Source organism: Micromonospora sp. C51 (assembly GCF_018070435.1).
Lineage (GTDB): Bacteria > Actinomycetota > Actinomycetes > Mycobacteriales > Micromonosporaceae > Micromonospora > Micromonospora sediminimaris.
The window spans coordinates 106438-132277 of the sequence record NZ_JAGPXQ010000003.1; the positions used below are offsets into that span (position 1 = coordinate 106438).

Sequence of the window (25840 nt, forward strand, 5' to 3'; positions counted from 1 at the left end):
ATCGCCACGGTAGCCCGGCAGAATGCACCACGGAACCCACACCCGAAGCCGGAGCGACATCGTGACCCTCTCTGTTCATCAGCGGATCGCCGAGGAACTCGGCGTCGCCGAGCGCCAGGTACGCGCGGCCGTGGAGCTGCTCGACGGTGGTGCCACCGTGCCGTTCATCGCGCGGTACCGGAAGGAGGCCACCGGCCTGCTCGACGACACCCAACTGCGCACGCTTGAGGAGCGCCTGCGGTACCTGCGCGAGCTGGACGAGCGGCGCGCGGCGGTGCTGGAGTCCATCCGTTCCCAGGGCAAGCTCGACGAGGCCCTGGAAGCACAGATCATGGCGGCCGACTCGAAGTCCCGCCTGGAGGACATCTACCTGCCGTACAAGCCGAAGCGACGGACCCGGGCACAGATCGCCCGCGAGGCCGGCCTGGAACCCCTGGCCGACACGCTGCTCGGTGACCCGTCGGTGGAGCCGCGCTGGACGGGGCGCGGGCCATCCTGATCGAGCGGTTCGCCGAGGACGCCGACCTGATCGGCACGCTGCGCGAGCAGATGTGGTCGCGGGGCCGGCTGGTGTCCCGGGTACGCGAGGGACAGGAGAGCGCCGGCGCGAAGTTCGCCGACTACTTCGACTTCGCCGAGCCGTACCCGAAGCTGCCCTCGCACCGCATCCTGGCCATGTTCCGGGGCGAGAAGGAGGGCGTACTCGACCTGACCATGGACCCGGAGGCCGAGGGCGACGCCGACGCGGTGGTGACCGGGCCGACCCGCTATGAGGCCGCCATCGCCGGCCGGTTCGGGGTGAGTGACCAGGGGCGGCCCGCCGACCGGTGGCTGGCCGACACGGTGCGCTGGGCCTGGCGAACCCGGATCCTCATCCACCTCGGCGCGGACCTGCGGATGCGACTCTGGCAGGCGGCCGAGGAGGAGGCCGTCCGGGTCTTCGCCACCAACCTGCGGGACCTGCTGCTGGCCGCGCCGGCCGGTGCCCGGCCCACCATGGGGTTGGACCCGGGCCTGCGGACCGGGGTGAAGGTGGCAGTGGTGGACGCGACCGGCAAGGTGGTCGCCACCGACACGATCTACCCGCACGAGCCGCGCCGGCAGTGGGACGCCTCGCTGCACACCCTCGCCACGCTGGCCGCCGCGCACGGGGTCGAGCTGGTCGCCATCGGCAACGGCACCGCCAGCCGGGAGACCGACAAGCTGGCCGGTGACCTGATCAAGCGGCACCCGGAGCTGAAGCTGACAAAGGTGGTGGTCTCCGAGGCCGGCGCGTCGGTCTACTCCGCCTCCGCGTACGCCGCCCAGGAACTGCCCGGGCTGGACGTCTCGCTGCGCGGCGCGGTCTCCATCGCCCGCCGCCTGCAGGACCCGCTCGCCGAGCTGGTGAAGATCGACCCGCGCTCCATCGGCGTCGGGCAGTACCAGCACGACCTGTCCGAGGTGAAGCTCTCCCGGTCGTTGGACGCGGTGGTGGAGGACTGTGTCAACGGCGTCGGCGTGGACGTCAACACCGCCTCAGCGCCGCTGCTGACCCGGGTCTCCGGCATCGGTGCCGGGCTGGCCGAGAACATCGTGCTGCACCGGGACGCCAACGGCCCGTTCCGCACCCGGGCCGAGCTGAAGAAGGTCGCCCGGCTCGGCCCGAAGGCGTTCGAGCAGTGCGCCGGCTTCCTGCGCATCCCCGACGGCGACGACCCGCTGGACTCGTCAAGCGTGCACCCCGAGGCGTACCCGGTGGTCCGCCGGATCCTGGCCAGCACCGGCCAGGACCTGCGCTCGGTCATCGGCAAGTCTTCGATCCTGCGTGGCCTGCGCGCGACCGACTTCGTCGACGACACGTTCGGCCTGCCCACCGTCACCGACATCCTCGCCGAGTTGGAGAAGCCGGGCCGCGACCCACGACCCGAGTTCAAGACGGCGACCTTCGTCGAGGGTGTGGAGAAGATCAGTGATCTCGTGCCCGGGATGGTGCTGGAGGGTGTCGTCACAAACGTGGCGGCGTTCGGCGCGTTCGTGGACGTCGGCGTGCACCAGGACGGCCTGGTGCACGTGTCGGCGATGTCCCGCACCTTCGTGAAGGACCCCCGCGACGTGGTGAAGTCCGGCGACGTGGTGAAGGTCAAGGTGCTGGACGTCGACGTGCCGCGCAAGCGCATCTCGCTGACCCTGCGCCTGGACGACGAGTCCGAGCCCGGTGCCGGACGTGGTGGCGGCCGGGACGGCGCGCGCCAGCAGGGCCCTGGCGGGCCGGCCGGGCAGGGCCGTGACGGGCGTACCGGACAGGGCCGCGACGGGCAGGGCCGGGGTGGCCAGGGTCGTGGCGGGAAGGGCGGCCAGGGACGGGGCGGACAGGTGCGCCAGGGCGGCGGCTCGGCCGCGCCCGCCGACGGTGCGATGGCCGACGCGCTGCGCCGCGCGGGCCTGCTCTAGAGCGAACCTCCCTCGCCAACGGCCGTGTCCGGCGGGACGCGTACCCAGTCGCGCCGGCCACGGCCGTCGGCACCAGCCGAGGCACACACCACCTCGCGCCCTTTGCTCTGCTTCAACGGACGCAACGATTTTGGCGCACCGCTGATGCGTGGGTTGAAGCAGAGCAAAGGGTCTCGACCCGCACACCCGGGAGCCCGCCGAAGCCCCGGTGGCAACAGAGTGGGGAGCCCCGAAGGGCGGGTGGCGGGTGGCGTACCGTCGGGTCGTGGGGAGCGACGGCGGCGCGGAGTGGCGGGAGACGCGGCAGCAGGCGGTGCTGGCGCACGCGGCGGCCGCGCAGCGACGCCGGGAAGCCGAGCAGGCGGAGGCGGCGGCGCTGGTCAGCGCGTTCGTCGCCGAGGCGCGGCGGCGCGGCCTGGCCACCACTCGACTTGTCGCCCGGTCGCATGACGGCCGGGCCCACTACCGGACGGGTCTGCACGGCTGGTACATCGACCGGGCGCACAGCCGGGCGGTCGACGTGGAGGGGCGCTTCCACCTGCTGACCGTGCCGCGCTCGCTGCGCGCCCGGCTCCTCGGTGCCGACCCGCAGCCCGACCCGGCCCCGCTGATCGTCGGCGAGGGTGCCCGGGACGGCGAGTCGCTACCACTGCGGATCATGTTGCAGCGTCGGCTCGACGCGGGCGACGCAGACCTCTGACCAGCGGCTACGCGACACACCCGAGCTGACGCGGCACGCCGGGACGCGTGTCCTTTGCGTGTCCCCGCCGGTTGACGTGTCGGGATCCGTGTCGACTGTCGCTATTTTCCGATGTCACGAGCCGTCAGTCTGATACAACCCGTTTGTCTACTATGACCGGTTGACGTACGGAGGTCAGAACGGTGCCCGTATCCTCGGTGACCGCGCCGACGCGCCCGCCCCGGCCCGCGCGGCCGGACGACCCGGTCAAACGGCTGTTCGACGTGGTCGTCGCGACCGCGCTGCTGCTGTTGACCGCGCCGCTGATGGCGGCAGTCGCGGCGGCCGTCGCGGTGCGGCTGGGCCGACCGGTGCTGTTCCGGCAGTGCCGCATCGGGCGGGACGACCGACCGTTCGAGTTGATCAAATTTCGCACCATGCGGGCACCCGATTCGGCCCGGGGGCTGCTGACCGACGCCGACCGGCTCACCCCGCTCGGCCGCTGGCTGCGGGCCACCAGCCTGGACGAACTGCCGACGCTCTGGTGCGTGCTACGCGGTGACATGAGCATCGTCGGTCCCCGACCGCTGCTACCGGAGTATCTGAGCAGGTACTCCCCCACCCAGGCGCGACGGCACGAGGTCCGCCCGGGTATCACCGGGCTGGCCCAGGTACGCGGGCGCAACAGCCTCGACTGGGACGCCAAGTTCTCGCTCGACGTGGAGTACGTGACCAGCCGCAGCCTCCGCCTCGACCTGTCGATCCTGGCCGCCACCGTCGGCACGGTGCTGCGCCGGGACGGCATCTCGGCCGACGGCAACGCCACCATGCCCGAGTTCCTCGGGAGCCGACGATGACCGACACCATTCTCCTGTCCTCGCCGGACATCGGGCCGTTGGAGGAGTCGTACCTGATCGCGGCGCTGCGCTCCGGCTGGGTGGCGCCGGTAGGTCCGGATCTCGACGCCTTCGAGCGGGAGGTCGCCGCCCGGGTGGGCACCCGGGGTGCGGTGGCGGTCAGTTCCGGCACCGCTGCGCTGCACCTGGCGCTGCTGGGGCTGGGCGTCGGCCCGGGCGACGTGGTGCTGGTACCCACACTGACCTTCGTCGCCACCGCCAACGCCGTCCGTTACACCAGGGCCCGGCCGGTCTTCGTCGACTGCGATCCGCGCACCGGCAACATCGACGTCGCGCTCGTCGCTGAACTGCTACATGATTTGCGCTCTCGTGGGGAGCGGATCGGCGCGGTGATCCCGGTCGACATGTTCGGCAGCTGCGCCGACTACACCGCGCTGCTGCCGATCTGCGCCGCCGCAGGCGTTCCGGTGATCGAGGATGCCGCGGAGGCGCTCGGCGCCACGCATCTCGGCCGGCCAGCCGGTTCCTTCGGCCGGGTGGGCGCCCTTTCCTTCAACGGAAACAAGATCATGACCACCTCCGGCGGTGGCATGCTCGTCGGCGACGACCTGACGCTGCTCGACCGGGCGCGGCACCTGTCCACCCAGGCACGCGAGCCGGTCCCCCACTATGAGCACCGGGAGACCGGTTACAACTACCGATTGAGCAACCTGCTCGCGGCGTTGGGCCGAGCCCAGCTGATTCGGCTGGACGGGATGATCGACCGCCGGCGGCGACTACGCGACCGGTACGCCAAACTTTTCGCCCCGGTGCCGGGGGCCGACCTGGTCGGCGCCGAGGACACCGGCTCGAACTGCTGGCTGACCAGCATCCGGGTGGACCCGCGCCGTTCCGGCTGGACCGTGGCGGACCTGGCCGCCCACCTGGCCGCCCGGCACATCGAGACCCGTCCGGTGTGGAAGCCGATGCATCTGCAACCGGCGTACGCCGACACGGAGAGCCAGCTCACCGGAGCCGCCGAGCGTCTCTACGCCGAGGGGTTGACCCTGCCCAGCGGCAGCGCTCTCACCGAACCGCAAGTCACTGCCGTGCTCTCGGCGATCGACGAGTTTCTGGTGGCACGGACCGGAGTCCCGGCGGCGTGACGGTACCCCTGGTCATCGTCGGCTGCGGCGGACACGGTCGGGAGGTCCTGACCGTCGCCCGCGCCGTGAACGCCGCTGCCCTCCTGCCCCGTTGGCAGGTGCTGGGCTTCGTCGACGACGGTCCGAACGAGGTGAACCTCAAGCGGGTGCAGCAGCTCGACGTGCCGTACCTCGGTGGCATGTCCTGGTTCGCCGAGGCACCCGCCGACACCCACCACGTCATCGGCGTCGGTGACCCACGGATCCGGCGTGCGGTAGCCGAACGGGTCGACAGGTACGGGATACCGGCGGCCAGTCTCGTGCACCCCGACGCCACGCTCGGCCCGGACCTGCGGCACGGCCCGGGTCTGGTCGTCTTTGCCGGGGCTCGGGTCACCACAAACGTCACTCTCGGGCGGCACGTGCATCTCAACCAGAACTGCACCGTCGGGCACGACTGCGAGCTGGCCGACCACGTGTCGGTGAATCCGCTGGCCGCGGTCTCCGGTGAGTGTCGGCTGGCGGAGGGCGTACTCGTCGGCACCACCGCCGCCGTGTTGCAGGGGTTGCGGGTGGGTCGGGACAGCACCGTCGGCGCGGGCGCCTGCGTGGTGCGTGACGTGCCCGACAGCGTCGTGGTCAAGGGCGTGCCGGCCCGCTGACCCGGTCCGGTCACCGGGACCGATGAGCCGGCTGGTCAGCAAGCCCGAAACGATACGTCATCAATCGCCGAAAAGCCTACAAAGCACTCATATGGCATGTAACAAGGACAGGAGCGCATTGCTCCTTCCGCTCGCCCCGGGCGGAAGTGGTCGACAGCACAGGAGCCGCAGATGCGGGACACACAGACCAGCCGGCACCCGGACCCGACGGCGCGCCGGAGCAGGATCCGATGGCGCACCCTGGCGTTTCTCGCCGTCGACGCCACGGCCTGGGTGGGTGGGTTCGTCGCTGCCGCCTGGACCCGCTACGAGTTCGCCCTGACCACCACCCAACTGACCCTTGCCGCCGGCAGTGGATTGATCGCCGCCGGGCTGCACGTGGCGGTGGCCGGGGCGCGCCGGGTGCGCTCGGGACGCCACCCGCTCGGCAGCCTCCAGGAGGTTCGCGGGCTGGCCGGAACCGTCCTCACCACCGTCGCGATCGTTCTGCTCGGCGTACTGCCGGCTCCGGAACGGCCGGTGCCGGCGAGCGCCCCGCTGGTCGGCAGCGCGCTCGCCCTGCTGTTCATGCTCGCCGTCCGGTTCGCCTACCGGCACCGGCGCGACCTGGCCCTGCGTCCGGACGTCCGCTCGTCGACCCCGGTGCTGCTGTTCGGGATGGGCGACGCCGGTCAGGGACTGCTTCGCGCGCTGCTCACCGACCCCCGCAGCCGCTACCGGCCCGTCGGAGCCCTCGACGACGACCCGGACAAGCGCAATCTCTGCGTCGACGGCATCCGGGTGCTGGGTGGGCGCGGTGACGTCGCCGAGGCGGTGCGCCGCACCGGCGCCACCACCCTGATCTTCTCGGTCGCCAACGCCGACGCCGCGCTCATCCGGCAGATCCGGGAGGCCACCCTGAACACCGGTGCGGCGTTCAAGGTGCTCCCGCCGGTACGCGACCTGGTGGACCACCGGATCACCGTCACCGACGTACGCGACGTCCGGATCAGCGACCTGCTCGGCCGCCGTCAGGTGGTCGCCGAGATGGGGGTACGGACCAACGGCCTCACCGGCCGGCGGATCCTGGTCACCGGCGCCGGCGGCTCCATCGGCTCCGAACTGTGCCGCCAGGTGATGAAGGCCGACCCGGGCGAGCTGATGATGCTCGACCGCGACGAGTCAGCGCTGCACGCCCTCCAGATGTCGCTCGACGGTCGCGCGATGCTGGATGGGCCCGAGCTGATCCTGGCCGACCTGCGCGACGACGAGGCGATCCGGCGGATAATCCGGGAACGCCGTCCGGAGATCATCTTCCACGCCGCGGCGCTCAAGCACCTCACCCTGCTCGAACGGCACCCGGGCGAGGCGGTGAAGACGAACGTGTGGGGCACCCTGTCCGTGCTGGACGCCTGTCAGGACGTGGCGAAGTTCGTGAACATCTCCACCGACAAGGCCGCCGACCCGATAAGTGTCCTGGGCTACTCCAAGCGGATCACCGAACGGCTGACCGCGCACGCCGCCTCACGCTTCCCCGGCACTTTCCTCAGTGTCCGCTTCGGCAACGTATTGAGCAGCCGTGGGTCGGTGGTGACCGCCTTCCAGCAGCAGATCGAGGCGGGCAACCCGCTCACCGTCACCCATCCAGAGGTGACCCGGTACCTGATGACCGTGCAGGAGGCGGTGCACCTGGTGCTCCAGGCCGCCGAGATCGGGCGCGACGGTGAGGCGTTGGTGCTCGACATGGGCGAACCGGTACGCATCGCCGACCTGGCCCGGCAGATGGCCGAGCAGGCCGGCAGCCACGTACCGATCGTCTACACCGGCCTGCGTCCGGGCGAGAAGCTGCACGAGGATCTGCTCGGCACCGGCGAGACCGACGCCCGCCCGCTGCACCCGCTGGTGTCGCACGTCGCGGTGCCCCCGCTCGATCCGCTGGAGGTCAGCGGCCTCGACCCGTTCGACGACCCGAACAAGGTCATCGCCGAACTTGCCCGCCTCTGTGTCCAACCGGCCAGTCGCCTCGGCGGCACCGTCCTGGGTGGCCTGCCGCTGCCTCGGTAACGGCCACCGAGCGGACAAGGGCTGGTGACCGGATCGGTCACCAGCCCTTGTGACACCCCTCAGCGGCGGATACCCGCCCAGTCGTGGTGCCGTCGCACGGTCGACAGGATGAAATTCACCACCAGTCGGGACGTCTCGGTGACCTGGTAATCGGCCGGACAGGGAACGCCAGCCACCGCCACCTGGTCGATCGCCACCCGGACGGCCTCGACGACCCCGTTGCGGTCGATCCCCGTCATGATGATGCCGCCGGCGTCGAGCGCCTCCGGACGCTCCATCGAGTCGCGCAGGGTCACCGCGGGAAAGCCGAGGATCGCGGCCTCCTCGCTGATCGTGCCGCTGTCGGAGAGGACACACCGAGCCTGGGTCTGGAGGCGTACGTAGTCGAAGAAACCGAACGGCTCGTGGAAGGCGATGCCGTCCAGGTCTGTCCCGTCGTCGGTCAGCGACTCCAGCCGTTTGCGGGTACGTGGATGGGTGGAGACCAGCACAGGCAGGCCCCACTCGGCGCGGGCGGCCCGCAGGCAGTCGAGCAACCGCCGCAGTCGGGCGGGATCGTCCACGTTCTCCTCCCGATGGGCACTGACCACGAAGTACCCCCCGGGCTCCAGCTCCAACTGGTGCAGAACTGGCGACGCCTCGATCTCGGGCCGGTAGTGGTCGAGCACCTCCCGCATCGGCGATCCGGTGTGCAGGATCCGTCGGGGGTGCAGTCCCTCGGCGAGCAGGTTGCGGCGAGCGTGCTCGCTGTAGACCAGATTGAAATCGGAGACGTGATCGACCAGGCGACGGTTGGTCTCCTCCGGCACGTTGAGGTCGAAACATCGGTTGCCCGCCTCCATGTGGTAGACCGGCACCCGCATCCGCCGCGCCATGACCGCCGCGATGGCGCTGTTGGTGTCGCCGAGTACGAGTAGCGCGTCCGGTCGCAGGTCACGAATCGCCTCTTCCACGCCGACAAGGACGCCGCCGAGCACCCGCCCGAGCGAGGACGTGTCCACTCGGAGGAAGCGGTCGGGTTCTCTGATCCTCATCTCCGCGAAGAAGACGTCGGACAACGAGCGGTCCCAGTTTTGTCCGGTATGGACGAGAACATGGTCGACCGTTCGGTCCAATCGCTCCGTGATCCGGGACAACCGGATGATCTCTGGTCGCGTTCCCACCACGGTCATGACCCGCGTCATCGCCTCACCCTTCGCACGGCCGGCTCCGACAATGGGCCGGCAACGGACCGAAGTTCAACGAATCTAACCAGCTACAGGTAACGTGAATTAAAGCGCGAGCGATCGTCATTTTATTGAAGTTCCGCTCAATTCATCAGTTGCGACCCACCGACAGTTGCGGGGCTGTATGGTCCGATTCGATGCGAATCACCCGCTGCCCCGAGGCAGCAGGTAAAGACGGGAGGAAATGTGGATTCCTCACTTTCGGGCCGCCATTTCTTGATCACTGGTGGCACCGGCTCCTTCGGGCAGACGATGGTCACCCGGTTGCTTGACGCCGGTGCCGCCGAAGTGCGCGTACTCAGCCGGGACGAGTCCAAGCAGGACGCCATGCGGCACCGGCTACGCGACGACCGGGTGCGCTACTACGTGGGGGACGTCCGAGACTTCGACAGCGTCCACAAGGCGGCCCGTGGCGTCGAGTTCGTCTTTCACGCCGCCGCACTGAAGCAGGTCCCGTCCTGCGAGTTCTTCCCGTTGGAGGCGGTCCGGACGAACGTGCTGGGCAGCGCCAACGTGGTCGACGCCTGCGAGCGCAACGGCATCGAGACGCTGGTGCTGCTGAGTACGGACAAGGCCGTCTACCCGGTCAACGCCATGGGGATGACCAAGGCCCTGATGGAGAAGGTCGCCCAGGCACACGCGCGGAACAACCCATCGGCACTGACGCGGGTCTGCTGCGTCCGCTACGGCAACGTGATGTACTCCCGGGGCTCGGTCATCCCGCTGTTCATCGAGCAGATTCGCAACGGTGTGGCGCCGACGGTGACCGAACCGAGCATGACCCGATTTCTCATGTCATTGGGCCAGTCCGTCGACCTGGTCGAGCACGCGTTCCGGCACGGCCAGCCCGGTGACATCTTCATCCGCAAGGCCGCCGCCTGCACCATTTCCGATCTAGCCACCGCGCTCTGCAATTTGTTCGGCGTCCCGGCGAAGTTCGAAGTGCTCGGCATCCGGCACGGCGAGAAGCTGTACGAGACGCTGGCCAGCCGCGAGGACCTGGCTCGGGCCGAGGACTTCGGCGACTTCCTGCGGGTGCCAATCGACAGCCGTGACCTCAACTACGCCCTGTACTTCGATGAGGGCGACACCCGCCAGGAGCATGTTGGCGACTACCACTCGCACAACGCTCGGCGGCTGGATGTACCCGAGGTCATGTCGCTGCTGCTGACCCTGCCGGAGGTCCGTGCGCAGTTGGACGAGGTCGGCCAGCCGACCGAATTCCGCAACACGTGACCGGGGCCGGGACGGTCGACCCGGCAGGCACCCGGGTCGCGTTGATCAGCCAGTTCTTCCCACCGGAGCCGGTGCCCATTCCCCTGGGTCTCACTCGCTGCCTACGCCGGCAGGGATTCGAGGTGGACGTGCTGACCGGGGTGCCCAACTATCCGACCGGCATCGTCCATGCGGGCTACCCTCACCGACGGCCCATGACCGATAACGTCGACGGCCTCCGGGTGCTGCGGACCCCGCTGCACCCGAGTCATGACCGGTCCACGGTCGGTCGTGCCGTGAACTACCTAAGCTGGGCGGCGTCCTCCACGCTGCTGGGCTCGTCGCTGCTGCGTACCGCCGATGTGGCGCTCGTCTACTCGTCGCCGGCCACGGCGGCGGCCGGTGCCCTGGCGGCCCGGCTGCGGTGGGGGATCCCGTACGTGCTGATGGTGATGGACCTCTGGCCCGACTCGGTATTCGCTACCGGTTTCCTCACCCGCGGTCTGGCTCGACGGGCCGCAGAGACGACGCTGAGCCGGTTCACAGAACTCACCTACCGCTGGGCCGAACACGTCACGGTCCCCTCCCCCGGGCTGCGGAACACCCTCGTCGCACGGGGTGTACCCAAGGAGAAGGTGTCGGTCGTCTACAACTGGGCCGACGAGAAGCTCATGCAACCGGCCGAGCCCGACCCGCACCTGCGCACCAGACTGGGCCTGTCCCCCGACGACTTCGTGGTGCTGTACGGCGGGAACCACGGGCCAGCACAGGACCTCGGCGTCGCGATCGCGGCCATGGGCCGGCTCCGCGACCTGCCCGACGTCCACCTGGTGCTGGTCGGCGACGGCGTCAGCAAACCAGTCCTGCGCACTGCGGCTGAGGAACTCGGCCTCCGTACGGTCCACTTCGTCGACCCGGTCCCCCCGGAGCGCATGGCCGCCGTGATGGCCGCCGCCGACATCCAGCTCGTCTGCCTCGCCGACGAGCCGCTGTTCCAGATCACCATGCCGAGCAAGGTGCAAACCATCCTCGCCTGCGGCCAGCCCGTCCTGTCCTGCGCGCCAGGTGAGGCCGCCCGGGCGGTACACGAGGCCGGCGCCGGATTCACCACCGCCCCGGGCGATCCGCAAGGGCTGGCCCAGACCGTCCGGCTGGCCCACGCCACCCCGCGCGCTCAGCTACGGGCGATGGGGCGGGCCGGTCTCGACCACTACCGGCTTCTGATGAGCGAGACGGCCAACGTCCAGATCCTCGCCGAGCTACTGGCTGCGGCGGCGAACGGCGGCGGCAGGCCCAACCGAAAGCGGGTGCGACGATGAACCGACGGGTACTCGTCCTGGGCGCCACCGGCATGCTCGGGCACACCCTGATGCGGGAGCTGCACGACATCCCCGGCGTCGAGGTGCACGGCACCGCGCGGAGCAGCGACGGCCTGCCGCCGACGGTCGCGGCACGAGTCAGCACGGGAATCGACGTACTCGCTCACGGGCGGGTGGGCCGGTTGCTCGACCAGATCGGCCCCGACGTGGTGGTCAACTGCGTGGGCGTGATCAAACAGCGGCCCGAGGTCCAGGACGCCGTGCACACCGTCACCGTCAACGCCCTGTTTCCGCACCAACTGGCCGAGGAGTGCGCGCGGCGCGGCATGCGTCTGGTGCACGTCAGCACCGACTGCGTCTTCTCCGGTGACCGGGGTGGCTACGTGGAGACCGACATCCCTGACCCGCCGGACCTGTACGGCCGGTCGAAGCTGCTCGGCGAGGTCGACCGTGCCCCGGCTCTGACGCTGCGTACGTCGATCATCGGGCACGAGCTGAGCGGTCACCGTTCCCTGGTCGACTGGTTCCTCTCCCAGCATGGCGTGGTGTCCGGGTACACCAAGGCGATCTACAGCGGCATCACCACCGTCGAGTTCGCCCGGCTGCTGCGGTCGGTGGTGCTACCGCAGGAGAACCTCACCGGTCTCTACCACGTGGCGGCGTCGCCGATCTCGAAGTACGAGCTACTCAGGCTGGTTGCGGACGCGTACGACTGGACCGGTGACATAGTCCCGCACGACGCGTTTGTCTGCGACCGCTCCATGAATGCCGATGCGCTGGCGCAGGCCACCGGGTACCGTGCGCCAGCCTGGCCCAACATGATCAGCGACCTGCGCCACGCACGGCAGCGGTGGTGCTGATATTGATCACCTTGTTCCTCCCGGTCCTGGCACTAGCCCTTGTTCATTACGCGGTGGCGGTCCGTCACTACGGGATTCTCAGTCCGGACGGGTTGTTCGTGGCATGTCAACTACTCATGTTGTACGGCACCATACGCCTCATTGACACCACCTCCACGGTGGATACGTTCTACGCTCAGCTGATGGCAGCGGCCACCGCCATCTACATCATTTCGAGCATGATCACGGGTCTACTCCTGCGCCGAGGCGGACGGCTCGCCCACATGACGCCCGGCCACTATTCGGTATCGTTGACGAGGCCGAATGCATGGATCATAGCCGTGGTGGTCATATCACTCATCGTGGCGTACGTCTACTTCGCCGCCATCGGCTACAGCGCCTTCTGGGAGGGTTTGAAGGGTCAACTGAGCGGCACGCCAGAGGATGTGACAACGCTCCGACTGCAGTCCTATGCGGGAGAGAAATATCTGTTCCCGGGATTCGTCAACCAGTTCAAGAATGCCATTCTTCCCGGGCTGACCCTGGTCTTGACGGTGTGGTCGTTCAAGAATGGCGGCCTCTTCGCCCGGGCCGCTTCGATCTGCCTCATGGCGCTCGCAGCCTTCGCACTCCTCGGCACCGGACAACGGGGCGCACTGGTCGTCTTCGTCACCACAACGATCGTCTACGCCTACCTGCACAATCGGCGACGCCTTCCGCTGACAGCGACAGTACCCCTAATTCTGGGTCTACCACTCGTCCTGCTGTCGACTGCCGTCCTCGCCAGAACCGACGACGCTCCCAGCCGTTTGAGCGGCGCATGGATCGATCTGAGAAACCGATTCTTCGAAGACAACCAGGTGTCCGGCATAGCCGCTTTCCGTTACACATCCTCACTTCCGGTGAGATACGGCGGCGAGTGGCTCGACGGACTGCTGAGCGTGCTACCAGGCCATCGAGGAAGCACCCTCAACTCCGACGTCTTCTACACGTTATATAGGTCAACGCGGGGCACCTCACCACCTTCGCTGTGGGGCTCAGTCCACTACAACTTCGACACCGTTGGTCTGATAGCTTTCGCAGCTCTCTTCGGTGTCGCACTACAATTTTTGACCCAACGGTCACTGCGCAGGAATAACTACAACTCACTCCAGTTGGTCGGGCTCGCCGGGATCACCGTCGTCCTTGGCACCTGGATCGCCGGTGGCATCGAGACACCCCTCAACGTCGGCCTCATGAGCTATGTCGTGCTCTGGTACTGGGGCAGCCGGGTGGGTGATCCGACGACCCGACGACTGGTCGTCCAGAGAAAGCGAGCACCCGGGTGGCGTCCGACCGCGGGTGATCGGGGCGGACGGACGGAAGGCCCGGTCGAGGTTTGTCCAGCGAGTCCACAACAACCTGCCAGGTCAGCCTCCTGACTGGCATGGGGCGACCTGCTGCTGGGACAGCGAAGAGGCGGACCACACCACACGTCACGGTGGGCCGGCATCGTCGCCGCCGGGCCGATTCAGGCTTGCGGGGCGTCATGAGCATTGCCGCCGGGAGTGCCGGCGGCCAGCTGATGCTTCTGCTCGCCGCGCCGGTCCTCGCACGGCTGTACGGCCCGACCGACTTCGGGCTTTTTACCGTGCTGACCACCCTGGCAGCGACAGTCAGTGCGGTGGCGGCCGGCCGTTTCGAACTCGCGGTGCCGCTGGCAGAGCAGGATCGTGAGGCCCAGGACCTGGCTCTCGTTGGTCTCGTCACAGCGCTGGCGACAGCCCTGCTCGCCACCGCTGTCGTGGCCGCCACCAGGGACGAAGTCGCCGCTCTGTTCGATCATTCCGCACTGCGGACGTGGTTGTGGCTGGCGCCGTGGACAGCCGCGGCGATGGCGGCAGTGCAGGTGCTCAACCAGATTGCGATCCGGCACCGGCGGTACGGCGCGATCGGTCGCCGCAATTTCCTACAGGCCCTCGCGACCCTTCTCACGCAACTCGGCGCAGGCGCGCTCGCCATCCGCTCCGGCGGGCTCGCATTGGGCCTTTGCGTAGGTCATGTCGTTGGTGCGGTCAGCTTGCTGAAGGGTACGAAGTTGCGCAGGATCGCGTCGGTACCTGCACCACAGCGCCGTAGTCTTTGGCGGGTCGCAGTGACGCACCGCAGGTTTCCGCTGCTCCTCGCGCCTGCTGGTCTGCTCAATGTGCTTGGTCTTCAGCTCCCCGTACTGTTGATCGCCTTCTACTACGGCACGGAGGTAGCCGGTTGGCTCGGCCTGGCCCAACGCATGCTTGCCCTACCGGTCGCATTGATCGGCATGGCGATCGCACAGGTGTATCTGGCCGAGATATCGAAGGCCGCGCGCACGGGCAGCGGGAATGCACGGGCGTTGTTCCTCCGGACGAGCCGCCAGCTTGGCGTGGTGGCTGGAGCCGGAGCGCTGCTCATCGGTCTCGGCGCGCCACGGGTCTTCGCCTTCGTCTTCGGACCGGAATGGACGACGAGCGGCGTCTACGCGCAGGCGCTCGCGGTGTTCGTGGGAGCACAGTTCGTCGGCTCGCCACTGTCCCAGACGCTCATCGTGTTCGGCAGGCAAGGACTTCAGCTTGCCTGGGACGTGGGGCGGACATTGCTGGTCGCCGCGGCCGTGACGGTGCCGGCACTAGTTGGTGCCTCAGCCCTGACCGCAGTGTGGGCATTCGGACTCACCGCCAGTCTCGCCTACGGGGCCTCCTGGCTGCTCTCGCTGCACACTGTCAACGCCACGCAGCGACCGAAGGAACCGTCAACGGGCGACAACGCGTCGCTGACGCTCGCACACATCGATCGTTGATGGTCACGAAAGAGCTTGTAGCCCGAGGGGCGTGCCCGATTGCCCTTCGGCGCCCTGGCACCCAGTTTTATCCGGCGACCTTGGAACTGCGGCGACGCGGGCGACTCACCTACCGCGACGGCCTGACAGCTGCCGGTAAAAGCGGGATCGGATGGAGTACAGCAGCGGGCTGGCAGCCGACGCCATGGCCAGTCGGTCGATCATCGATAGGCGAGTCCGGAACAGCACCTGGAACGGTTTGCCCGCGTACCGGAACTGCTCGGCCTCCCACAGCCGCTGCAGTTGCTCCCGCGTCGGCTTTGAGAGGTTCAGTTGACGGGCGTCGAGCAGCGCCTTGTACGACCGGTGCCGCACGTATGTCGCCTGCGTCATGTGATTGAAAGACAGAGCACGCGGGTTCGAGTTGCCGGTGTGGATTCGATAGTGAAGAACGATGTGGGGATCTTCGACAACTGTCGTCGCCAGATCCTCGGCCGCGTATCCCCACCAGATATCCTCGCAGGCCAGGCTCTCATCAACGGGAAACACCTTATCGGCAAGTGGGCGATTGATGGTGATGCTGCCACCGGACCGGCTCGACGCAGTCCCCCGAGGCAGGACCATGTTGTCGAACCGCGCGTTCTCGGAGAACGTCATCAGCTTGAAGAAGGCGACCGCCGGCTCCGCCGGGTCCAACCCGTGGAACACCGACACCCTCCGGGCGAACGAGTCAGGTGGAACGACGTCATCGCCACCGACATGCAGGATGACTTCCCCGGTCGACGCGCCGAACGCCCGATTGAAGGCAGCAACCTTCCCCAGCTTACGGCCGTACGCGACAAGCTTGATGCGTTTGTCGCTTCGCGCCGCCTCGGCGATGAGGGGACCGGTCGAGTCGGACGAGCCATCGTCCACGAACAGCAACTCCCAGTCCCGATAAGACTGCCTGCGTACGCTATCGATCATCTCGCCAATGTATTTTTCTTCGTTGTACACAGGCGAGAGCACAGAGATTTTCAAGAGACGTCCTTACACACGCATCAAATACTTGCTGACCAGGCGAGCGTCAGCAGTCACTGAGCCGACGCGACGAAAGGCACGCGCCGCCCGCGACTAACACCCGGCGGCGGGCCTGCTGACGGTGCCGGGGGCAGCATTTGGTGTCGCTGCCACTCACTGCCCCGCCATCACCTCAACGATCCGGCGGGCACTGGGTCACGGGGCGATAGGTCGAGGCTCGCCACGTCAAGCCAACCGGGGCGGGCACCAGCGGTATCGCATCGGGCCGGGTCAGCGGCTGGTCGTTTCGAACGAGCCGAGACCGACCAACGGTCGGCGTCCAGCCGCTGACCGCGTAGCCAAGAGTGAGTAGGAAGAAGAAGGTACGGGCGTTCAGATCACCGGTAGAGGTCACCGCGGTCGCCTCGAACGCGAGTAGCGCCAGAACGAGCCCCGCTGCCGGCTCGGTTCTGGCGGCCCACCAGAGCCGACAGAATACCCAGGCCACAGTCACGATGAAGAATCCACCGATCAGCCAACCGTTCTCCGCCAACATTTCCAACCAGAGGTTGTGCGGGTATCTGTGGGCAGGCTGCGGAACGTGGACGACCCAGTTGCCGAAGCCTACGCCCCACGGGTGTTCGGCGATCACGCCGAATGTCGCGCGAGCCAGCTCGCCCCGGCCTGATGCCTCCAGCTCCCCACGGAAATCGACCAGAATCGCGCCGATGCGGGACGTCGTCGAGATCACCTCGAGCATCACCGCCAGGTAGAGCCCAGCAGCGACGGCAAGCGTCACTGCGGCGGCGCGGGCGAGTCGTACCGTGGCCGCCGACATGGTGACCACCAGGAGCAGCCCGATCATCAGCGCCACCATCGGCCCCCGTGAGCCGGTCGCGTACATGCCGGCGAGCAGAAGCGCGCCGATGGCCAGGGCACTCTTTCCCACCGCTCGCCGGTATACCAGCCAGAGCAGCGCGACGAGCGGCGCCCCGATGGCCCGGGCCAACCAGATCGGATTGCTGTTGCTCCAGCCTGTCGCCCGGCCCGATGAATCCGCCTCGCCGACCAAGGCGAGCACCGCCAGCACACATCCGATCGCGACCCACACCTTCGCCAGCGTCACCAACGTGGCACGGTTGGTGATCAGGAGTGCTACGGCAGCTGTGGGCACGGTCAGCAGGAAGAACGTCTGTGCCTTCTGCGCTCCGTACTCGGTGCTCGGCGGCCCTAGGTAAACGGCCACCGCCACGGTCAGCGCCAGCACCGACGCCAGCACCGCTGCCTTCGGTACGGCGGGAAACCCGCGGACGACCACCCAGAGCACCATCGGCACCAGCAAGGCGCCGGCGATCGTCACCACCCGGATGTCCCGAGCGGGAAGTAACGACCCGATGAGCAGTAGAACCAGCAGCAACGCTTGTACCCGTTGCCTCGCACGGCTCGGTGAATCCATGACGCCAACCTCGATGCGGATCGACAGGACAGGACGGGACGGGCGGTCGCGCCAGCCGGCCAGGGCCGAGCAAGCCGCCAAACCGTATCTATTAGGACATTTCACCTCAACAAGCGGTGGCCGCTGCCGGCAATGCGCCTGCCCGCCATGCGGTCACCCGATCGGCTGACGCGATCCGGCTCTGCGATGACATGGTGCGCGCGCATCCTCCTTTCAGTGCAGCAATCGACACCAGCATTCATTGACATACATGCTCTTGGTTCGAAAGGCTCGCGCCGACAACCCTTTCACCATTAGGGGGCAGGATGAGGCGCACACCGCTGGCCATCGCCAGCGTGTTCACTCTGGTCGGTGCGCTGGTGCTGACCGCACCGGCGAGCGCACGGCCGCCGTCCGACCCGGGCGGCCGCGACGGCCGAGACGGCCTGGAGGTGTATGTCGGCACGGTCGATCCCGCGCAGTTGCACCAGTTGCGGGAGGCCGGTGTCGACATCGGGCACGGCGCGACGCCCGACCGGTCCGGCGAGACGGAGATCGAGACGGTGCTCAGCCGGGGGCAGGCTGACCGGCTGGCCCGCGAGGGTGTCGATCTCAAGGTCAAGAAGGTCCGCGGTAAGGATGCCTCGCAGGTGCTGCGGGAGCAGAGCGTGGCGGGCTGGCGGGCCTTTCGGTCGTACAGCGAGCCTGGCGGCATTCGCGACGAGATCACCGCGACCGCAGCCCGTTATCCGAAGCTGACCAAGGTGCAGAGCATCGGCCGGTCGGCGCAGGGCAAGCCGATCCTCGCGATCAAGGTGACAAAGGACGCGAAGAAGATCAAGGACGGCAAGCGGCCGGCGGTGCTCTACGGCGGCACCCAGCACGCCCGGGAGTGGATCACGCCGGAGATGACCCGCCGGTTGATGCACCACGTGCTCACCGGGTACGGCTCGGATCGGGAGATCACCCGGTTGGTGGACACCACCGAGCTGTGGTTCATCCCGGTGCTCAACCCGGACGGCTACGACCACACCTTCACGCCCGGCAACCGGCTGTGGCGCAAGAACCTGCGCGACAACAACGGCGACGGCCAGATCACCGGAGCCGACGGCGTCGACCTGAACCGTAACTTCAGCTACAAGTGGGGCTACGACAACGAGGGGTCGTCGCCGGATCCGGCCAGTGACACCTACCGGGGGCCGGGACCCAACTCGGAGCCGGAGACGAAGGCGCTGGACGCGTTGTTCAAGCGGCTCAGGTTCGAGTTCTTCGTCAACTACCACTCCGCCGCGCAGTTGCTGCTGTACGGCGTCGGCTGGCAGGTGGCCACGCCAACCCCCGACGACGTGATCTACGAGGCGATGGTCGGCGACGACGCGAACCCGGCGGTGCCCGGCTACGACCCGGACATCTCCGCCGAGCTTTACACCACCAACGGCGACACGGACAGCCACGCGACGGTGCGCTACGGCACGCTGGGCTTCACTCCGGAGATGTCCACCTGTCAGGCGGCGGCCGAGTCGGATCCGGACGACCAGTGGCTGCCGGAGGACTGCGTCAGCGTCTTCACCTTCCCCGACGACGAGGAGCTGATCGCCGCCGAGGTCGCCAAGAACATTCCGTTCGCCCTGTCGGTGGCGAAGTCGGCGCACCGGCCTGACGATCCGGTCTCGGTGGTCGGCCGCAGCACCCCGGACTTCGTGGTGGACGCTTTCGACGTGTCGTACGGCCGGAACCAGCAGGTCGCCGCGATCACCCGGCGCTCACTGAAGAACGTCAAGCTGAACTGGTCGATCAACGGGGGCCGGGCGAAGTCCACCCGGGTCCGCGAGTGGCGCGGCGGTGAACGCTACGGCGACACCCACGACGACTACTTCGCCGAACTGCGCGGCAAGGTCACCGGTGCCCGACCCGGCGACCGGGTGCGGGTCTGGTTCACCGCTACCAGACCGGGCCGGGGCAAGGTCAGCAGTGAGCGCTTCACCTACCGGGTGCACGACAACATCGGTGGGGACGTGCTGGTGCTGGCCGTGGAGGACGTCACAGGCGTCAGCCCCGCCCAGGACACCACCACCGCGAAGTACGCCGACGAGATCGCCGCCTCGTTGAAGGCCGCCGGGCGCAGCAGCGACGTGTACGACTTCGACGCGATGGGGCGTGCCGCCCCGCACCATCTGAGTGTGCTGTCGCACTACGACGCGGTGGTCTGGGAGACCGGCGACGACATCATCCTGCGCGAGCCGGGTCAGGTGCCGGGCACGGTGGCGAAGGCGGCGGTGGACATCGAGCTGTCCGTCCGGGACTACCTCAACGAGGGCGGCAAGCTGCTGGTCAGCGGCAAGTACGCGCTCTACGCCCAGGCGGCCAACGGTTCGTACGGCTACCTGCCGGACGCCCCGCCGGAGTGCACCGACGCCGCCGATCCGAGCTGCCTGCCGCTGCTTAACGACTTCCAGCAGTACTGGCTGGGGGCGTACAACTACGTAAGTGACGGCGGCACCTCGCCCGACGGGCAGCCGTACCCGGTCCGGGGTGACGACGGGGCGTTCTCCGGCTTCACCGGAACGCTCAACGCCGACGGCTCGGCCGGCAACCAGGACCACACCGCGTCGTTCCTGACCACGTCGAGTTTCCTGCCGCCGGCACAGTTCCCACAGTTCACCAGCTCCGCTCCGGTGGGCTGGGGGCGTCCGGGCGGCGCGCCGTTCGATCCGCGTACCGGCGAGTGGTACCTGTTCAGCGGGCAGTCCGACGAGTCGTACAAGCGGCTCACCCGGACGGTGGACCTGACCGGGGCGAGCAGCGGTGAGCTGCGCTTCTACACCTCGTTCGACATCGAGACGAACTGGGACTTCATGTTCGTCGAGGCGCGTGCGGTCGGCACCGACGACTGGACCACGCTGCCGGACGCCGGGGGGCTGACCACCCAGGAGACCGGCGACAGCTGCGCCTCCGGCTGGGTGGCTCAACTGCACCCGTTCCTCGCCCACTACCAGGGCGCGGACTGTTCGCCGACCGGCAGCACCGGTCAGTGGCACGCGGCGACCGGCACCTCCAACGGCTGGAAGGAGTTCGTGGCCGACCTGTCCGGGTACGCGGGCGGGCAGGTGGAGGTGTCCATCAGCTATGCCAGCGACTGGGCCACCCAGGGTCTCGGTCTGTTCATCGACGACACCCGGGTCGTGGTCGACGGGGCCACCGTCGCCGAGACGTCGTTCGAGACGGACCTCGGCGGCTGGACGGTGGCCGGTCCGCCGGAGGGGTCCGCCCCGGCCGCCATCGACTGGTCTCGCAGCCAGCAGGCGTTCGAGGAAGGTTCGACGGTGGTCACCCGGGACACGGTCTACCTGGGCTTCGGGCTGGAGGGGTTGGCGCCGGCGGCCCGCGACGAGTTGGTCGCCAGGTCGCTTACCCATCTGACGGGCCGACCGCGCCGGTAGCGGCGGTCCACGGCGCGCCGGCGGTCGGGACACCGCCGGCGCGCCTTGCCGCGTACCGGCATGAGGGGCGTCCGGACTGTGATGAGCTGGGGGTATGGACCGCATCCGGCTCGGGCTGGTACTGCACCCCACCCGGGACGTGTCCCCGGTGGTGGACACCATCGCCGCCTGGGCCGCGCGGCACCAGGTGGCCCTGACGGTACGCGAGCAGGACCGGCAGCGGGTGCCGGAGTCCGTCCGCCCGGTACCGGAGGACCACCTCCCCGTCGGAGCGGACGTGCTGGTCAGCATCGGCGGGGACGGCACGATGCTGGGGGCGCTGCGGGCGGCCGTACCCGATCCCAAGCCGGTGCTCGGCGTACACCTGGGCAAGTTGGGGTTTCTGGTGGAGGTGGAGCCGCCGGAGCTGCCGGCGGCGCTGGACCGGCTGCTGGCCGGTGCGTACACCGTCGAGTCGCACAGTTGCCTGGCCTGCGACGTGTGCGGCGACGACGTGGTGGCGTTCAACGACATCGCGCTGATCCGCCGCCCCGGGCAGGGTTTCGTCAGCGCGACCCTGGCGGTGAACGAGCAGCAGTACGGCTACTACCGCTGTGACGCGCTTGTGGTGAGCACCCCCAGCGGGTCGACCGCCTACAGTTACGCCGCCGGCGGGCCGCTGATCTCTCCCGCGACGCGTGCCGTGGTGGTCACCCCCAGCGCGCCGATGTCCGGCATCTCGCGATCGGTGGTGCTCTCCTCCGACGAACGGGTCCGGCTGGAACTGCGTCCCGGGTCCGCGCCGGTCGCGATCGAGGTGGACGGCCAGGTCATCCGGGACGGATCGACCTCCGGGGCGGTGGACATCGGCTACCGCACCGACGCGGGCCTGGTGGTCCGCCTCGACCCTGCCCGCTACCAGGAACGCAGCCAGCTCAAGCTGAGCCTGCTCGACCTGCCGCTGCTGCCGGAGCAGCTCCGCGAGCTGCTCCCCGAGAATCTGCGCCGCCAACTCGGCCGCCGCGAACTGCCCCCACCACGCTGACCCGGCGCCGCGGCGGCTGACTTTCCACCCTTACATCGATAGACTTCACTTAATCCGCAACCGGTGTCGGTGGCCGTCCCAATCGGGCCCCCCTGTCGCGACCTTCCCGCCCGACCCACCACCGCGCCGGATCAACCTGGAAGGAGGCACATGACCCGCGCGCTCCTGCGGGCGGCGACCGTCCTCGCCGCCGCGCTTCTCGCCACCACCGTCATGGCCGGCAGCGCAGCCGCCAGCCCGATCTCCCAGCGATTCTCCGTCCCCTCCGGAGACAACTGCACCTACGGCTACACCGAAGGGGTCCTGGAATGGCGCTCCACCGCGCCCACCAGTGCAGTGCGACTGACCGGAGTCGTCGTCGACCGGCCCAGCGCCAATGAGCCGATCGCCTGCCGCGACGACCGTCGTTACACAATTGCCACCTACCTCGCGTACGCGGGCGAACGTCCGATCGACCGGGCAGCTCAGCGGGTGGACAACGGAGTGCTGCGGTTCGACTTCGTGCTCGGCTCCGACGCCTCGGCGGTGGGCATCGACCGCGTGGTGATCCAGGTCTGTCGGATGTCGCTCGACAGGCCCAGCACAGTGCCGGACTACTGCGGTCGCGAACACACCTTCCGCCCCACGTCGATCGGCCCCAACGGGTTGTGACAGCGCTGGCCGGGTGTGGTCGCCCGCGGTAACCACACCCGGCACCGCGGCCGGAGCCTGTCGCCCGCCCACCGTTCCCCTACGGCGTCAGGCGCTGCCGAGCACCTCGGTGACGAGGGCCTGGGCCTCCTGTTGGAGGCGGGCCAGGTGGTCGGGGCCCTGGAAGGACTCCGCGTAGATCTTGTAGACGTCCTCGGTGCCGGACGGGCGGGCGGCGAACCAGCCCGACTCGGTGGTCACCTTCAGGCCGCCGATCGGGGCGCCGTTGCCGGGGGCGGTGGTCAGCGTGGCGGTGATCGGCTCACCGGCCAGCTCGGTCGCCTTCACCTGCTCCGGGGAGAGCTTGCCGAGCACGGCCTTCTGCTCCCGGGTGGCGGGCGCGTCGATGCGGGCGTACGCGGGTGCGCCGAAGCGGTCGGCCAGCTCGGCCCAGTGCTCGCTCGGGGTACGCCCGGTGCTGCCGATGATCTCGGCAGCGAGCAGGCAGAGCAGGATGCCGTCCTTGTCGGTGGTCCAGGTGCCGCCGTCGCGGCGCAGGAAGGACGCTCCGGCGCTCTCCTCGCCGCCGAAGCCGACCGCGCCGTCGAGCAGGCCGGGCACGAACCACTTGAAGCCGACCGGGACCTCCAGCAGGGGTCGGCCGAGGTCGGCGGCCACCCGGTCGATCATGGATGAGGAAACCAGGGTCTTGCCGACGGCCGCGTCCGGGCCCCAGTTGTCACGGGTACGGAACAGGTGCGCGATGGCGACGGCCAGGTAGTGGTTGGGGTTCATCAGCCCGGCGTCGGGAGTGACGATGCCGTGCCGGTCGGCGTCGGCGTCGTTTCCGGTGGCCACCTGATAGTCGGCGCGCCTGGCGATCAGCGAGGCCATCGCGCTCGGCGACGAGCAGTCCATCCGGATCTTGCCGTCCCCGTCCAGGGTCATGAACCGCCAGGTCGGGTCGACTGTCGGGTTGACCACGGTCAGGTCGAGCCGGTGCCGCTCGGCGATCTCACCCCAGTAGTCGACGCTGGCGCCGCCGAGCGGGTCGGCACCGATGCGGACCCCGGCGGCGCGGATCGCGTCCAGGTCGAGCACCGCCGGCAGGTCGTCGACGTACGCGCCCAGGAAGTCGTACGTGTCGGTGGTGTCGGCGGCGCGGGCCCGCGCGTACGGGATGCGGCGCACCTCCTTGAGCCCGGCGGCGAGGATCGCGTTCGCGCGGTCCTGGATCCACTTCGTGACGTCGGAGTCGGCCGGGCCGCCGTGGGTGGGGTTGTACTTGAAACCGCCGTCGTCGGGCGGGTTGTGCGACGGGGTGATCACGATGCCGTCGGCAAGAGCGGCGGTGCGGCCCCGGTTGTGGGTGAGGATGGCGTGCGACACCGCCGGGGTGGGGGTGTAGCCGTCGCGGCTGTCCAGCAGCACGGTGACGTCGTTGGCGGCGAGCACCTCCAGGGCGTCCACGGCCGCCGGGGTGGACAGCGCGTGGGTGTCGCGGCCGAGGAAGAGCGGGCCGTCGACGCCCTGTTCCCGGCGGTAGTCGCAGAGCGCCTGGGTGACGGCGAGGATGTGGTCGGAGTTGAAGGCGTTACGCAGGCTCGACCCGCGGTGCCCGGAGGTGCCGAAGGAGACCTGCTGCGCCGGGTCGGCCGGGTCGGGGTGCTCGGCGTAGTAGGCGGTCACCAGCCGTGGTACGTCGACCAGGTCGGCGGGCTCGGCGGGCTGGCCGGCACGGGGATGACTGCTCAAGGCTGTATTGACCTTTCGTTCGCGACTGCGGGGCTCCGCTGCGCTGCACTCCTCGCGCTCACGGTTCCACCTTCTGTCCTTTGCCGATGACCACGATGCCATTGTCGGAGACCGTGTAGCGCTGCCGGTCCCGTTCCAGGTCCACGCCGATCTCGGCACCCTCGGGCACGTAGACGTTCTTGTCGAGGATGGCCCGCCGGACCACCGCGTGCCGGCCGATCTCGACACCTTCCATGAGTACGCAGCCGTCCACGTGGGCCCAGGAGTGCACCTTCACCTTGGGCGAGACGATCGAGTTCTCCACCAGGGAACCGGAGATCACCGCGCCGGGCGAGACCATCGAGGCGACCGCCCGGCCGACCCGCTCCCCCCACTGGTGCACGAACTTAGCCGGCGGGAACGGCGGCTGCTCGGTGTAGATCGGCCAGTCGAAGTTGTAGAGGTTGAACACCGGGTGGACGTTGATCAGGTCCATGTGGGCGTCGTAGAACGAGTCGAGCGTTCCGACGTCGCGCCAGTAGCCGCGGTCCCGGTCGGTGCTGCCGGGCACCTCGTTGTCGCGGAAGTCGTAGACGTTTGCCTCGCCGCGCTCGACAAGCATCGGGATGATGCTGCCGCCCATGTCGTGCTTGCTGGTCTTGTCGTCGGCGTCGTGTTCGACCGCGTCGATGAGCGCCCGGGTGGTGAAGACGTAGTTGCCCATCGAGGCGTAGATCTCGTCGGGCGCGTCGGGCAGGCCGACGGCGTCGGTGGGCTTCTCCCGGAAGGCCCGGATCCGTCGGCCGTCCTCGCCTACCTCGATGACGCCGAACTGGTCGGCCGTCGACAGCGGCTGCCGGATGCCGGCGACGGTCACCCCGGCACCGGAGGCGATGTGGTCCTCCACCATCTGCCGGGGGTCCATCCGGTAGATGTGGTCGGCGCCGAAGACGATCACGTAGTCGGGCTGCTCGTCGTAGATCAGGTTGAAGCTCTGGTAGATCGCGTCGGCCGAGCCGGCGAACCACCAGGGGCCACGGCGCTGCTGCGCGGGCACCGGCGTGACGTAGTTGCCGAGCAGCGTCGACATCCGCCACGTCTTGGTGATGTGTCGGTCGAGGGAGTGGGATTTGTACTGGGTCAACACGACGATCTTCAGATAGCCGGCGTTGGCCAGGTTGGAGAGGACGAAGTCGACCATGCGGTACATCCCGCCGAACGGGACGGCCGGCTTGGCCCGGTCCGTGGTCAACGGCATCAGGCGCTTGCCCTCTCCGCCGGCCAGGACGATCGCGAGCACCTTGGCAGCCATGAACAGACGCTATCCATACCGGTGCCGGTTCACCACTCGTACGGGACAGTTCCGCGGCCGGGTGCGACGCCGGAT

At 68.6% G+C, this 25840-nt stretch carries 18 protein-coding genes and 1 pseudogene; 14 read left to right on the top strand and 5 right to left on the bottom strand.

Translation table 11 applies throughout. The annotated features are described in order from the left end of the window. The first annotated feature begins 61 nt into the window (after window positions 1–61). The 6 genes and pseudogenes from KBX50_RS05835 to KBX50_RS05860 all read left to right on the top strand — a co-directional run bounded on the left by KBX50_RS05835 (window position 62) and on the right by KBX50_RS05860 (window position 7798). Window positions 62–2433 (top strand): annotated as a pseudogene (locus KBX50_RS05835) (Tex family protein). Between the two features lie 265 nt (window positions 2434–2698). Continuing rightward, on the top strand, window positions 2699–3133 hold the full coding sequence (locus tag KBX50_RS05840; RefSeq protein WP_210935295.1) for a hypothetical protein: 435 nt from the start codon (window positions 2699–2701) through the stop codon (window positions 3131–3133). Between the two features lie 182 nt (window positions 3134–3315). Beyond that, window positions 3316–3969 carry a sugar transferase gene (locus KBX50_RS05845; RefSeq protein WP_275415495.1) on the top strand — a complete coding sequence of 218 codons (654 nt, stop codon included), beginning with the start codon at window positions 3316–3318 and terminating at the stop codon, window positions 3967–3969. Then, a complete protein-coding gene (locus KBX50_RS05850; protein ID WP_210935297.1) occupies window positions 3966–5114 on the top strand; it encodes a DegT/DnrJ/EryC1/StrS aminotransferase family protein in 1149 nt (382 codons plus the stop codon). The genes KBX50_RS05845 and KBX50_RS05850 overlap by 4 nt, the downstream gene beginning before the upstream one ends. After that, window positions 5111–5755, top strand: coding sequence for an acetyltransferase (locus tag KBX50_RS05855; protein WP_210935299.1), 645 nt, complete (start codon window positions 5111–5113; stop codon window positions 5753–5755). The genes KBX50_RS05850 and KBX50_RS05855 overlap by 4 nt, the downstream gene beginning before the upstream one ends. A gap of 171 nt (window positions 5756–5926) precedes the next feature. Next, on the top strand, window positions 5927–7798 hold the full coding sequence (locus KBX50_RS05860; protein WP_210935301.1) for a nucleoside-diphosphate sugar epimerase/dehydratase: 1872 nt from the start codon (window positions 5927–5929) through the stop codon (window positions 7796–7798). A 59-nt stretch (window positions 7799–7857) separates the two neighbouring features. Here KBX50_RS05860 and wecB read toward each other — a convergent pair whose 3' ends face one another. Further along, window positions 7858–8982, bottom strand: coding sequence for a non-hydrolyzing UDP-N-acetylglucosamine 2-epimerase (gene wecB / locus KBX50_RS05865; protein ID WP_210935303.1), 1125 nt, complete (start codon window positions 8980–8982; stop codon window positions 7858–7860). Between the two features lie 228 nt (window positions 8983–9210). Between wecB and KBX50_RS05870 the strand changes: the two genes are divergently transcribed. The 5 genes from KBX50_RS05870 to KBX50_RS05890 all read left to right on the top strand — a co-directional run bounded on the left by KBX50_RS05870 (window position 9211) and on the right by KBX50_RS05890 (window position 15212). Continuing rightward, window positions 9211–10260 (top strand): polysaccharide biosynthesis protein, encoded by a 1050-nt coding sequence (locus tag KBX50_RS05870; RefSeq protein ID WP_210935305.1) that lies wholly within the window; start codon window positions 9211–9213, stop codon window positions 10258–10260. Then, window positions 10257–11558, top strand: a complete 1302-nt coding sequence (locus tag KBX50_RS05875) for a glycosyltransferase family 4 protein (RefSeq protein WP_210935307.1) — start codon at window positions 10257–10259, stop codon at window positions 11556–11558. The genes KBX50_RS05870 and KBX50_RS05875 overlap by 4 nt, the downstream gene beginning before the upstream one ends. Next, entirely contained in the window at window positions 11555–12418 is an 864-nt protein-coding gene (locus tag KBX50_RS05880) for an SDR family oxidoreductase (RefSeq protein ID WP_210935309.1), read from the top strand. The genes KBX50_RS05875 and KBX50_RS05880 overlap by 4 nt, the downstream gene beginning before the upstream one ends. Next, window positions 12412–13818: an oligosaccharide repeat unit polymerase gene (locus KBX50_RS05885; protein WP_210935311.1), complete on the top strand. Its 1407-nt coding sequence runs from the start codon at window positions 12412–12414 to the stop codon at window positions 13816–13818. Before KBX50_RS05880 ends, KBX50_RS05885 begins: the two co-directional genes overlap by 7 nt. 107 nt (window positions 13819–13925) lie before the next feature. Beyond that, window positions 13926–15212 (top strand): lipopolysaccharide biosynthesis protein, encoded by a 1287-nt coding sequence (locus KBX50_RS05890; RefSeq protein WP_210935313.1) that lies wholly within the window; start codon window positions 13926–13928, stop codon window positions 15210–15212. A 105-nt stretch (window positions 15213–15317) separates the two neighbouring features. On the opposite strand, the gene KBX50_RS05895 is transcribed toward KBX50_RS05890, so the two are convergent. Together KBX50_RS05895 and KBX50_RS05900 are read right to left on the bottom strand one after the other, a co-directional pair. Next, entirely contained in the window at window positions 15318–16199 is an 882-nt protein-coding gene (locus tag KBX50_RS05895) for a glycosyltransferase family A protein (RefSeq protein WP_307870871.1), read from the bottom strand. 184 nt (window positions 16200–16383) lie between these two features. After that, on the bottom strand, window positions 16384–17646 hold the full coding sequence (locus KBX50_RS05900; RefSeq protein ID WP_210935317.1) for an O-antigen ligase: 1263 nt from the start codon (window positions 17644–17646) through the stop codon (window positions 16384–16386). Between the two features lie 305 nt (window positions 17647–17951). On the opposite strand from KBX50_RS05900, the gene KBX50_RS05905 reads away from it, so the two are divergent. The 3 genes from KBX50_RS05905 to KBX50_RS05915 all read left to right on the top strand — a co-directional run bounded on the left by KBX50_RS05905 (window position 17952) and on the right by KBX50_RS05915 (window position 22740). After that, the gene (locus tag KBX50_RS05905; RefSeq protein ID WP_210935320.1) at window positions 17952–21065 is read left to right on the top strand and encodes a M14 family metallopeptidase; all 3114 of its coding nucleotides are present in this window, start codon (window positions 17952–17954) and stop codon (window positions 21063–21065) included. A gap of 94 nt (window positions 21066–21159) precedes the next feature. Further along, entirely contained in the window at window positions 21160–22089 is a 930-nt protein-coding gene (locus tag KBX50_RS05910) for an NAD(+)/NADH kinase (RefSeq protein WP_210935322.1), read from the top strand. 150 nt (window positions 22090–22239) lie between these two features. Beyond that, window positions 22240–22740, top strand: a complete 501-nt coding sequence (locus KBX50_RS05915; RefSeq protein WP_210935324.1) for a hypothetical protein — start codon at window positions 22240–22242, stop codon at window positions 22738–22740. Between the two features lie 87 nt (window positions 22741–22827). Here the strand turns inward: KBX50_RS05915 and pgm are convergent, their stop codons facing one another. Further along, window positions 22828–24474 (bottom strand): phosphoglucomutase (alpha-D-glucose-1,6-bisphosphate-dependent), encoded by a 1647-nt coding sequence (gene pgm / locus KBX50_RS05920; protein ID WP_210935326.1) that lies wholly within the window; start codon window positions 24472–24474, stop codon window positions 22828–22830. 58 nt (window positions 24475–24532) lie between these two features. Then, window positions 24533–25765 carry a glucose-1-phosphate adenylyltransferase gene (glgC, locus tag KBX50_RS05925; protein WP_210935329.1) on the bottom strand — a complete coding sequence of 411 codons (1233 nt, stop codon included), beginning with the start codon at window positions 25763–25765 and terminating at the stop codon, window positions 24533–24535. Between the last annotated feature and the right edge of the window lie 75 nt (window positions 25766–25840).

What these genes read in the sequence shown, in the direction of transcription:
- KBX50_RS05850 (WP_210935297.1), top strand. Translation starts at nt 3,966, where the DNA reads ATGACCGACACCATTCTCCTGTCCTCGCCGGACATCGGGCCGTTGGAG.
- KBX50_RS05860 (WP_210935301.1), top strand. Translation starts at nt 5,927, where the DNA reads ATGCGGGACACACAGACCAGCCGGCACCCGGACCCGACGGCGCGCCGG.
- KBX50_RS05910 (WP_210935322.1), top strand. Translation starts at nt 21,160, where the DNA reads ATGGACCGCATCCGGCTCGGGCTGGTACTGCACCCCACCCGGGACGTG.
- wecB (WP_210935303.1), bottom strand. Translation starts at nt 8,982, where the DNA reads ATGACGCGGGTCATGACCGTGGTGGGAACGCGACCAGAGATCATCCGG.
- KBX50_RS05900 (WP_210935317.1), bottom strand. Translation starts at nt 17,646, where the DNA reads ATGGATTCACCGAGCCGTGCGAGGCAACGGGTACAAGCGTTGCTGCTG.
- KBX50_RS05880 (WP_210935309.1), top strand. Translation starts at nt 11,555, where the DNA reads ATGAACCGACGGGTACTCGTCCTGGGCGCCACCGGCATGCTCGGGCAC.
- KBX50_RS05905 (WP_210935320.1), top strand. Translation starts at nt 17,952, where the DNA reads ATGAGGCGCACACCGCTGGCCATCGCCAGCGTGTTCACTCTGGTCGGT.
- KBX50_RS05915 (WP_210935324.1), top strand. Translation starts at nt 22,240, where the DNA reads ATGACCCGCGCGCTCCTGCGGGCGGCGACCGTCCTCGCCGCCGCGCTT.
- KBX50_RS05890 (WP_210935313.1), top strand. Translation starts at nt 13,926, where the DNA reads ATGAGCATTGCCGCCGGGAGTGCCGGCGGCCAGCTGATGCTTCTGCTC.
- glgC (WP_210935329.1), bottom strand. Translation starts at nt 25,765, where the DNA reads ATGGCTGCCAAGGTGCTCGCGATCGTCCTGGCCGGCGGAGAGGGCAAG.